We start from the raw sequence: 10456 nt of genomic DNA, 5'->3' as shown, positions 1-10456 counted from the left end.
GGGGGGGGGGGCCCCGGGGGGCGCCCGACGGCGCCCCTCCGGCCGCCGACCTGGTGACGTCCATGGCGCAGGCGTACAAGCGGGCGGGGGACGCGGTGGACTCGGGGGCGGCGCGGGCGCTGCTGACCCGCTGGATCGACGCCACCCGCGCCTGACCCCCTCACCCGGGCGCGCGGCCTGGTGGGGAGGCGGCGTCCTCCCCGCCCTCCCCCTGGCGACCCGCACCCGTACGGCGGGTCACCGACGGGTGGGTCATCGACAGCACGTCGAGCAGCGCGTCGAGCTGCTCCTCCGTCAGCTTCCCCGCCGCCACGTGGCCACGCTCGATGACCACCTCCCTGATCGTCTTGCGCTCGGCCAGCGCCTGCTTGGCGATCTTGGCCGCCTCCTCGTAGCCCACGTACCGGTTGAGCGGCGTCACGATGGACGGCGACGACTCCGCGTACTCGCGCAGCCTGCCGGTGTTCGCGGTGATGCCCGCCACGCACCGGTCGGCCAGGAGGCGGGAGACGTTCGCCAGCAGCCGGATCGACTCCAGGATGTTGCGCGCGATCACGGGGAGCTGCACGTTCAGCTCGAAGCTCCCCGACGCGCCGGCGAACGTGATCGCGGCGTCGTTGCCGATCACCTGGGCCGCGACCATGGCCGTGGCCTCGGGGATCACCGGGTTCACCTTGCCGGGCATGATGGACGAGCCGGGCTGCAGGTCGGGCAGGTTGATCTCGCCGAGGCCCGCGCGCGGCCCCGAGCCCATCCAGCGCAGGTCGTTGGCGATCTTGTTGAGCGAGACCGCCACCACCTTGAGCTGGCCGGACAGCTCCACGATCGAGTCCTGCGCTCCCTGCGCCTCGAAGTGGTCCATCGCCTCCCTGAACGGGATCCCGGTCGCCTCACGCAGCTTCTCGATCGCCCGCTCGGCGAAGCCCGGCGGGGTGTTGATGCCCGTGCCCACCGCCGTGCCGCCCAGCGGCAGCTCCAGCACGTGCCCGAGCGCCGTCCTGACCCGTACGGACCCGTGCTCGATCTGCGTGGCGTAACCGCCGAACTCCTGCCCGAGCGTCACCGGCGTCGCGTCCATCAGGTGCGTGCGGCCCGACTTCACCACCCCGTCGAACTGGATCGCCTTGGCGCGCAGCGCGGCCGCCAGGTGTTCGAGGGAGGGCAGCAGGTGGTAGGTCACCTCCGTCGCCGCCGCCACGTGGATCGAGGTCGGGAACACGTCGTTGGACGACTGCGACGCGTTGACGTGGTCGTTCGGGTGAACGGGGCGGCCCAGCCGCTCCTCGGCCAGCGACGCGACCACCTCGTTGGCGTTCATGTTGGACGAGGTGCCGGAACCGGTCTGGAAGACGTCGATCGGGAAGTGGTCGTCGTGCTCGTTCTCCGCGACGTCGGCCGCGGCCTGCGCGACCGCCTCGGCCATGTCCTTGTCGATCACTCCCAGCTCGCCGTTGACCTCGGCGGCCACCGCCTTGATCAGGCCGAGCGCGGCTATGTGCGACGGCTCGAGCGGCCGCCCGGACACGGGAAAGTTCTCCACCGCCCGCTGGGTCTGCGCACGCCACCTGGCTCCGACCGGTACGCGTACCTCGCCCATCGAGTCATGTTCTATACGGAACTCGCTCATGCCTCCCAGTCTGGCTCACGCCCACCGGATCAGCTCGAAGCGGATGCCGTGTGTCAGCTCAGCAGCAGCCCGTCAGACCCGCACGCGCTGTCGTCGGGCCGGCAGCGGTGCGGGTCAGGCCGACAGCAGGGCCACGATGAGGACGGCGATCACCACGGCCGCCGCGGCGGCCACGGCCATCAGGACCAGCATGCCGTTGCGGTTGCCCGTGGGACGCTGCTCCGGCGGGTTGGCGATGGCGAACAGGTCCGTGCCCAGACCCCCGGCGGGGAACTCCTGGCCGGACTGCGGGCCCACCGGGGGGCCGCCCTGCGGGCCTGTCTGCGGGCCTGTCTGCGGACCACCCTGAGGGCCGCCCTGAGGACCACCGGGCTGACCTGGGTGCGGCCCTGACTGCGGTCCCGCGTGCGGGCCTGTCTGCGGGCCTCCGGGCGGGCCCGCCTGGGGGCCGAGGTGGGGCGGGCCCTGTTGCGGGCCGTACGGGCCGGGCTGCTGAGGCTGGTGCTGGCCGGGCAGCGGGTACACCTGCTGGCCCGGCGAGTGCGGGATGCGGGTGGTGACGGTGGCCGACTCGTCCGGGCTCTGCGGTGGCATGGGGGTCTTCGGGCGGGCCACGCTGATGGTGCGCTCGGGGTCGTACCCGCCGGTCGGGTTCGGTCCTGTGCCGGGCCCGGTGGAACGGGGCGGGGCGCCGGGAGGAGCCTGCGGTGGCGCGCCCATCGGCGACGCGGCCTGCGCGCCCGGCGGGGTGGCGCCCGGAGCCTGCGGAGGCCGGCCCGGCGGGTACGGCCGCGGCTCGGTCCCGGGGCCGCGACCACCGGCCTGCCCGGCTTGGTCGCCCGGCCCGCCTTGACCACCCTGACCTGCCTGCCCGCCCTGGCGGAAGGTGCCGCCCGGGTCGCCCGGCCCGCCCTGGTTGAACGCGCCACGTGAGTCCGAGGGACCGTTCGGCTCGAACGCGCCGCGCGAGTCGGACGGCCCGCTCGGCTCGAACGCGCCGCGTGAGCCAGGTCGTCTCGGGCCGAACGCACCGCCTGAGCCGGGCTGCCCGCCTGGGCCGGGCTGTCCGGCCGGGCCGAACGCGCCGCCAGGGGTGGCCTGCCCGCTCGGGTCGGTCTGCGCGCTGGGGCCGCCACGGGCCGCCTGGCCACCGGAAGCCGCCGCGGCCGGAGCCTGGGCGCCGGTGCCGCCGGGACGCGCGCCGACGCCACCCGGCCGACCGCCGGGACCGCCAGAACCGCCTGACTGGCCGCCAGGACCACCGGGACCACCTGGACCGCCCGGCTGCCCCGCGGGGCCGCCCGCCGAAGGGCCAGGTCCGCCCTGCTGCGCGCCGTGACCGGCCGGGGTGTTCCAGGGACCGGCCGCTCTGGAGCCCTGCGCGCCCGGCGCCGTCTCGTTCGGGTCCGGCAAGCCGACCTCCTGGGCGATCAGGGCTTCGGCCGCGACCGCCGGCATCTCGCTGGTGGGGGTGTCGGCGACCATCCTGAGCAGCGTCTCCGCCTTCGCCGCAGGCAGCCGCCGCTTGTAGTCCTTGTCCAGCAGCCCGGTCAGGATCGGCCGTAGCTGCCCGGCCTGGGTGGGCGGGTCGGCGTTCTCGCTCAGCAGCGCCGCCAGCGTCTCGGCGATCGTGGACCGCTCGTACGCGGGACGCCCCTCGACCGCGAAGTACAGGGTCGCCCCGAGCGACCAGATGTCGGACTCGGGTCCCGTGTACTCGCCCCTGGCCCGCTCAGGGGCCGTGTAGCCGGGGGAGCCGATGACCATCCCCGTCTTGGTGAGCCGGGAGTCGCCCTCGGCCTTGGCGATGCCGAAGTCGGTCAGCACCACGCGCCCGCTCTCGGTGATGAGCACGTTGCCGGGCTTGACGTCACGGTGCGTGATGCCCTGGGCGTGCGCGGCGCGCAGCGCGCCGAGCAGGTCCACGCCGATCTCGGCCACCAGCCGGGGCGGCAGCGGGCCCTCCTCGTCGATCACCTGCTCCAGGGAGCGGGCCTCGACCAGCTCCATGATGATCCACGGACTGTTGTCGTGGACGAGCACGTCGTGGATAGCGGCGACGGACGGGTGGTTGATCCGGGAGGCGATGCGCCCCTCACGGACCATGCGCTCGCGCAGCTCGGCCCGCTGTTCCTCGGTGAGACCCGGGTCCTGGCGGATTTCCTTGACCGCCACCTCGCGCCCGAGCGCGCGATCGCGGGCGCGCCACACCGTGCCCATGGTCCCACGACCAAGGGGCGCGATGAGCTCGTAGCGCTCCGCGAGCAGGCGTGTCTGCTGTTCCGGCATGAGAAGAAGATATCGATTCTCGCTTGGGAAGTGCTTTACCCTCGCTTGCGAAGTTCTCTTGGCCAGAACCGCCGAGGAAGACACAACTTTATCACCGTCGCTTTGAATCGGGCATAAGCGGACGGACTAGGTCGTGATTCCCCCCGCTTCCTGTGGACGCCTTCGCCCGGCCGGCGTTCCTGCCGGGGTGAGGGGACCTCGATCGCGGCCGTGGCGGCCTCCGCCCGATGCAGCCCACGATGCGTGGGCCTGCGTGCGAAAGAGGGCTGGGCGACCTCCGGCACCGGCCGTACGGTCGTCCTGCGTGCGGCCAGCGGCTCTTCGGCCGAGCCTCCCGCCGCGACCCTGGCCAGCATCAACGAGGCCCGTACGGAGTCGAGCCGCGTCTGCGGGTCGATGCGGAGCAGCGCGTCGAGGACGGGCGCCAGAGGCCCGGCCTTCGTCATCGGGATCGGCTCGCCGCTGGTGAGCGCGGCCAGCGCGGCGGCGGCGGTGCGGCGGCCGTGGAGGCCGCGGCCTTCGACGGCGGTGTAGAGGGTCGCGCCGAGCGACCACAGATCGCCCGCCGGGCTGGCCTTCGAGCCGAGCACCCGCTCCGGGGCGATGTAACCGGCCGACCCCAGCACGATCCCCGCCTGGGTGATGGAAACGTCACCTTCCAGTGCGGCCAGCCCGAAGTCGGTGAGGACCGCGCGGTCCTCGGTCACCAGCACGTTGCTGGGCTTCACGTCGCGATGCAGGATGCCCTTGGCGTGCACGGCCCGCAGCGCGCCGAGGATCTGCCGCCCGATCTCGGCGGCCTTGCGGGGGTGCAGCGGCCCGCCCTCCAGGATGAGCTGCTCCAGAGACTTCGCCTGGAGCAGCTCCATGACGATCCACGGGCGGTCGTCCTCGGTCACGACGTCGAACACGGTGATGACCGAGGGGTGCGTGACCATGGCGGTCGCCCTGCCCTCGCGCTCGGTGCGCGCGCACAGCTCGGCGCGCAGCTCCTCGTCGAGCACGGCCGGCAGGCGGACCTCCTTGACCGCCACGTGGCGGTCGAGCAGCTCGTCGTGCGCTCGCCAAACGGTGCCCATGCCGCCGCGGCCGACCGGTTCCAAAAGCCGGTAGCGCGCGGCTAGGAGGTAACCGGAGGGCGCACGCATGGCAGGCAGCTTACCTATTTGTGTAAACCGACCAGTAGAGGCCGGGCCGATAAATTGTTGCGAAGTTAAGTCAACCGGTCTGACTCGTGACGTCAGCAAACGCGCTGCTCACATCGCCCGAGTGGATCACCCACATAGTCGCGGTGAACGCCCCGGCACCGCAAGTAGCGGAGCGGCTTCCCGTTGTGGCGCATCCCTGTTCCGGGCGATCGGCGCGGCGCGCGGCCGGCCCTGGAACCGCATGATCGTACGGCATGCCGGGCACTGATATTCCCCAGGGGGACCCCCTGATCGTTTCGCCGCGGCGGCGATATCGCCGGACATAGGGGGTCGCATCGGTCGAGCGGGCCCGGTACGCGGTCGAGAGGGGCGTCCCGTGTCAGCGTGGCCCCGCTCGGCCCGATCCCTCGGGCCAAATGTATTTGGCGGCACTTGACCTGCGCTTTTAGGCAGGCGGCACGGGTTGGCGCCCAGGAATGTGCGCCATGCCCGGCAAGTGACTCGCAGGCTTGCGGCAGGGTTACTGATAGGGGTCCGCTCCGGAGGTCAGTGACTTGTAAGGGTGCCGTAAGGGCTGCGGGGCACAGTGAAGTTAGGGGAACTGATGGACCCTCTGAACGCGGAAACTGTCAGTGTCGGAAGTCACACTGGGGACATAGACCCTGGTGCGCGACCGGAACCAATAACGATGACGAGTTCGTTGAGGGACGTGATGGAGATGCGCCAGACCCAGGTTCGCCGGAGGCCGCAGCCGCGGCCCACCACCCCCACACTGGACCTTCGCACGCCATCAGGGCGCAAGCTGCCCTTTTGAGATCCACACAACAGGAGTGCCACCTGAGAGGTGCATGATGTGCAGTCACTACCCGACCTGTCCCGCCGCCGACTCGCCTGACCGTGAGGCTTCCCACGTGGTCTCGGCCCACCCTGACCAGGGCTGGAGCCTGCTGTGCAACGGCGTGGTGCTTTTCGAGGACACGGGACTGCTCCTGCCGGACGGCTCCATGGTCGCCCCGCACAGAGGGCTTGTGGCGGCCTGACCGGCTCCTGGGAGCCCCTCCCGGACTGATCCGGTCCGCGAGGCCCTCCCGGCCCGGTCAGCCCGCGGGAGCCCCTCCCGGGCGGCGAGCGTCCGCGCACCCGCCGCCGGAGAGTCGCTTCCGCATCGGCTGTACCTCTATAGACCGAATGTCAGCCAGCAGGTCGAATGTCAGCGGCGTCCGATGGACAGGACCGGCCCGGTGCGGTCGGTGAAGAAGTCGTCGCCCTTGTCGTCGACGACGATGAACGCGGGGAAGTCGACCACCTCGATCTTCCACACCGCCTCCATCCCCAGCTCCGGATATTCCAGCACCTCGACCTTCTTGATGCAGTCCTGTGCCAGCCTGGCCGCGGGGCCGCCGATGGAGCCCAGGTAGAAGCCGCCGTGCCGGTGACAGGCCTCGGTCACCTGCTTCGACCTGTTGCCCTTGGCCAGCATCACCATCGAGCCGCCCGCCGCCTGGAAACGCTCGACGTAGGAGTCCATGCGGCCCGCGGTCGTCGGGCCGAACGAGCCTGAGGCGTAACCCTCGGGCGTCTTGGCCGGGCCCGCGTAGTAGACCGCGTGGTCCTTGAGGTATTGCGGCATCTCGCCGCCCTGGTCGAGCAGCTCGGAGATCTTCGCGTGGGCGATGTCGCGGGCGACCACCAGCGGGCCGGTCAGCGACAGCCGCGTCTTCACCGGATATTTCGACAGCTCGGCGAGGATCTCCGGCATCGGCCTGTTGAGGTTGATCGTGACCACGTCGTCGGAGAGGTGCTCGTCGGTGGTCTCCGGCAGGAAGCGCGCCGGGTCGGTCTCCAGCTTCTCCAGGAAGACGCCCTCCGGCGTGATCTTGGCCAGCGCCTGCCGGTCGGCCGAGCAGGACACCGCGATGGCCACCGGGCAGGACGCGCCGTGCCGGGGCAGCCGGATCACCCGTACGTCGTGGCAGAAGTACTTGCCGCCGAACTGGGCGCCGATCCCGAGCTTCTGCGTCAGCTCGAAGACCTTGGCCTCCATCTCCAGGTCGCGGAAGCCGTGCGCGGAGGCGGAGCCCGAGGTGGGGATGGAGTCGAGGTAGCGGGCGCTGGCGTACTTGGCCGTCTTCAGCGCGTACTCGGCCGACGTGCCGCCCACGACGACCGCCAGATGGTACGGCGGGCAGGCCGCGGTGCCGAGCGAGCGGATCTTCTCCTCCAGGAAGGCCAGCATGCGCTTCTCGTTGAGCACGGCCTTGGTCTCCTGGTACAGGAACGACTTGTTGGCCGAGCCGCCGCCCTTGGCCATGAACAGCAGCTTGTACTCGTCGGCGTGGCCGGAGGGGTCCTCGGCGTAGAGTTCGATCTGGGCGGGCAGGTTGCTGCCGGTGTTCTTCTCCTCCCACATCGTCAGCGGGGCCATCTGCGAGTAGCGCAGGTTGAGCCGGGTGTACGCGTCGTACACGCCGCGTGAGACGTGCTCGGCGTCGCGCCCGTCGGTGAGGACGTGGCGCCCGCGCTTGCCCATGACGATGGCGGTGCCGGTGTCCTGGCACATGGGCAGCACGCCGCCGGCCGAGATGGAGGCGTTCTTCAGCAGGTCGAGCGCGACGAACCGGTCGTTGCCGCTGGACTCGGGGTCGTCGACGATCTTGCGGAGCTGGGCGAGGTGGGACGGGCGCAGGAAGTGGGAGATGTCGTGGATGGCCGTCTCGGTGAGCAGCCGCAGCACCTCCGGGTCGACCTCCAGGAACGAGCGCCCCGCCGCCTCGACCCGCCGCACGCCCTCCGAGGTGAGCAGCCGGTACTCGGTCTCGTCGGCGCCAAGGGGCAGCAGCTCGCTGTAGTCGAAGTCGGCCATGGTCATCCTCTCGATCCGATCCGCCTTCCTGAGCTTACTGGGGTGTGTGCGCGGGTACGCTCACCCGTTCGGCCCCCGGCCGGGCCCTCCGTCCCGCCCGGCTCTGCCCGATGAGGATGCCCGCGATCACCAGCCCCGCGCCCAGCAGGTCGTACGAGCTGGGGACGGCGATGCCGAGCACCAGGCCGGTGACGATCGCGCCGACCGGGATCAGCCCCGCGAACAGCCCCGCGCGGCCGGGGCCCAGCTTGGGCAGGGCGCTGTACCAGAGGAAGAACGCCACCACCGTCACCACCGTCGCCAGGTAGACCAGCCCCAGCCCCTGCCCGGCCGTCGGCGCCCGCAGCATGCCGGGGCCCTCCTTGACCAGGCCGATCGCCGCCAGCATCGGCACCGCCAGCACCGTCGAGTACGCCGACAGCCGGACCGCCCCCAGCTTCGGCAGCAGCGGGATGGCCAGCATCGAGAAGCTGACCTCGCCCACGAACGCGCCCAGCGCCCACAGCAGCCCCGTCAGGCTGCCGCTGCCCAGGCCCGTCGCCAGCGTCGCGCCGCCCACGACGACGAGCGCGCCGACCAGCAGCCGGGGCGCGGGCCGGCCGCCGAGCAGGGCCAGCGCCAGCGGCACGGTGCCCAGGACCGTCCCGACCAGGGCGGGGCCCGAGTCGCGGGCCGACTCGATCACGCACATGTTGAACAGCACCAGCCCGAGCAGTGTGAGCCCGGCCAGCAGCAGCGTCTCGCGCGCCGTCAGGCGGACGAACCGCAGGCCGAGCACCCGGATCACGACGAGCCAGATCAGCGCCGCGACCAGGTAGCGCACCGCCTGCCCGCCGTAGACGGGATAGTCCTGGATCAGGCCCGACACGCCGGCCAGCGTCCCGACGAGGAACATGGCGGCGGCGGCGCCCGCGACTCCGTTTTTCATGCAACGGACTCTAGGGACATAATGGTTCCTCAAAGCAGTCCAATGAGCCGCATTCCGAGTGGACCAATGCCATGGCCGACCTGCACATCCTGATAAATCGCGAAAAAGGCGGTATTGCCGGGCAGGTGGCCTCCGAGCTGCGCGACTCCATCCGGCTCGGCCGCCTCACGCCCGGCACCCGGCTGCCCGCCAGCCGCGACCTCGCCGCCGACCTCCAGGTCTCGCGGGGCGTCGTCGTGGAGGCGTACGAGCAGCTGGTGGCGGAGGGGTTCCTGGTCTCGCGCGTCGGCTCCGGCACCCAGGTCGCCCCGTCCCTGTCCGCCGCGCCGGCGTCCCCCTCCATGGCACCACCGCCGTCCTCCTCCCCGCCTCCGTCCGGCGTCCCCGCCGATGGTCCAGAGCCCGCCGCGCCGTGCGCGCCCTTCTACGGTCACCGGCCCACCTCTCCCGACCTCGGCGGGTTCCCCCGGGAGCGCTGGCTGGCCTCCGTACGGCACGTGCTCACCACCGTGCCCTCGGACGCGTTCGACTACGGCGACCCGGGCGGCGTCCCGGCGCTGCGCGAGGAGCTGGCCGGCTACCTGCGGCGGGTACGGGCGGCGGACGTGCGCGCCGAGAACCTGGTGATCGTCGGCGGGGTCGCCCAGGGGCTCAGCCTGGTCCTGCACGTCCTGGCCCGCGACGGCCTGCGCCTGGCCGTGGAGGACCCCACCAGCCACCGGCAGATCCCCCTCCTGCGCCGCGCCGGGGCCACGCTCGTGCCCGTCCCCGTGGACGGCGAGGGGATCGACGTCGCCCGGCTGCGCGAGGTGGACGCCGCCGCGGTGCTGGTCACGCCCGCGCACCAGTACCCGACCGGCGTCGTCCTGTCCCCGTCACGCCGCGCCGCCCTCATGGAGTGGGCCGCCGCCACGGGCGCGATGGTGCTGGAGGACGACTACGACGCCGAGTTCCGCTTCGACCGCGACCCCGTCGGCTGCCTCCAGGGCCTGGCGCCCGGGCAGGTGATCCTGTCCGGCAGCGTCAGCAAGGCCCTGGCCCCCGGGCTCCGGCTCGGCTGGGTGGCCGCCCCCGCCGCTCTCGCCTCGTCCGTCCGGCGGGCGCGCGGCGAGCTGGACCTCGGCTCCCCGGTCATCGACCAGTACGCGCTGGCCCACTTCCTGCAGACCGGCGGCTACGACAAGCACCTGCGGCGGATGCGCCGCGAGTACCGCCGCCGCCGCGACGCCTTCGTCAAGGCACTGGCCGAGCACCTGCCCGAGGTCCGGGTCAGCGGCATCGCCGCCGGCCTCCACGCGTACCTGGTCCTGCCCGAGGGCTGGTCGGAGGAGGCGTTCACGGCCGCCGCCCTGGATCTGGGCCTGGCCGCCGAGCCGATCGCCCCCGCCCGCTTCGTGCCCGGCCCGCCCGCCGTGGTCATCGGCTTCGCCCGGCTGCCCGTTCACCGCGCGCCGGAGGTGATCCGCGCCTTGTCGGCGACGTACCGCCGCACGTAGCGGCGGGCGGCCATCTCGCCCCAGGGTCAGCCCGTGGCCTTCGGGCGCTGCTGCAGGGCGGCCGCCAGCTCGCCCAGCTCGGCCCAGTCGGCCGTACCGGTGATC

The 10456-nt window shown here is 72.1% G+C and carries 7 protein-coding genes; 2 read left to right on the top strand and 5 right to left on the bottom strand.

Annotated features, from left to right (window positions below):
* Nucleotides 1-160: 160 nt before the first annotated feature.
* The 3 genes from KME77_RS00675 to KME77_RS00665 all read right to left on the bottom strand — a co-directional run bounded on the left by KME77_RS00675 (nt 161) and on the right by KME77_RS00665 (nt 5064).
* Nucleotides 161-1627: a class II fumarate hydratase gene (locus KME77_RS00675; RefSeq protein ID WP_219460196.1), complete on the bottom strand. Its 1467-nt coding sequence runs from the start codon at nt 1625-1627 to the stop codon at nt 161-163.
* Between the two features lie 114 nt (nt 1628-1741).
* Nucleotides 1742-3916 carry a serine/threonine-protein kinase gene (locus KME77_RS00670; protein WP_219460190.1) on the bottom strand — a complete coding sequence of 725 codons (2175 nt, stop codon included), beginning with the start codon at nt 3914-3916 and terminating at the stop codon, nt 1742-1744.
* A 35-nt stretch (nt 3917-3951) separates the two neighbouring features.
* The gene (locus KME77_RS00665) at nt 3952-5064 is read right to left on the bottom strand and encodes a serine/threonine-protein kinase (protein WP_219460187.1); all 1113 of its coding nucleotides are present in this window, start codon (nt 5062-5064) and stop codon (nt 3952-3954) included.
* Between the two features lie 851 nt (nt 5065-5915).
* Between KME77_RS00665 and KME77_RS00660 the strand changes: the two genes are divergently transcribed.
* Entirely contained in the window at nt 5916-6104 is a 189-nt protein-coding gene (locus tag KME77_RS00660) for a DUF5999 family protein (protein ID WP_219460183.1), read from the top strand.
* A 170-nt stretch (nt 6105-6274) separates the two neighbouring features.
* Here the strand turns inward: KME77_RS00660 and KME77_RS00655 are convergent, their stop codons facing one another.
* Nucleotides 6275-7927, bottom strand: coding sequence for a fumarate hydratase (locus KME77_RS00655; RefSeq protein ID WP_219460199.1), 1653 nt, complete (start codon nt 7925-7927; stop codon nt 6275-6277).
* 34 nt (nt 7928-7961) lie between these two features.
* Nucleotides 7962-8855, bottom strand: coding sequence for a DMT family transporter (locus KME77_RS00650; RefSeq protein WP_219460180.1), 894 nt, complete (start codon nt 8853-8855; stop codon nt 7962-7964).
* A gap of 71 nt (nt 8856-8926) precedes the next feature.
* On the opposite strand from KME77_RS00650, the gene pdxR reads away from it, so the two are divergent.
* Nucleotides 8927-10351, top strand: a complete 1425-nt coding sequence (gene pdxR, locus KME77_RS00645) for a MocR-like pyridoxine biosynthesis transcription factor PdxR (protein ID WP_219460176.1) — start codon at nt 8927-8929, stop codon at nt 10349-10351.
* Nucleotides 10352-10456: the final 105 nt, after the last annotated feature.

The organism is Nonomuraea rhizosphaerae (assembly GCF_019396405.1).
Classification (GTDB): Bacteria; Actinomycetota; Actinomycetes; order Streptosporangiales; family Streptosporangiaceae; genus Nonomuraea; species Nonomuraea rhizosphaerae.
The sequence above is the reverse complement of the archived record's forward strand: the minus strand, read 5'-3'. Positions and strand labels throughout refer to the sequence as shown.

Bases quoted from the DNA above. Each gene is read 5' to 3' on its own strand.
- KME77_RS00675 (WP_219460196.1), bottom strand. From the start codon at position 1,627: ATGAGCGAGTTCCGTATAGAACATGACTCGATGGGCGAGGTACGCGTA.
- KME77_RS00670 (WP_219460190.1), bottom strand. From the start codon at position 3,916: ATGCCGGAACAGCAGACACGCCTGCTCGCGGAGCGCTACGAGCTCATC.
- KME77_RS00665 (WP_219460187.1), bottom strand. From the start codon at position 5,064: ATGCGTGCGCCCTCCGGTTACCTCCTAGCCGCGCGCTACCGGCTTTTG.
- KME77_RS00660 (WP_219460183.1), top strand. From the start codon at position 5,916: ATGTGCAGTCACTACCCGACCTGTCCCGCCGCCGACTCGCCTGACCGT.
- KME77_RS00655 (WP_219460199.1), bottom strand. From the start codon at position 7,927: ATGGCCGACTTCGACTACAGCGAGCTGCTGCCCCTTGGCGCCGACGAG.
- KME77_RS00650 (WP_219460180.1), bottom strand. From the start codon at position 8,855: ATGAAAAACGGAGTCGCGGGCGCCGCCGCCGCCATGTTCCTCGTCGGG.
- pdxR (WP_219460176.1), top strand. From the start codon at position 8,927: ATGGCCGACCTGCACATCCTGATAAATCGCGAAAAAGGCGGTATTGCC.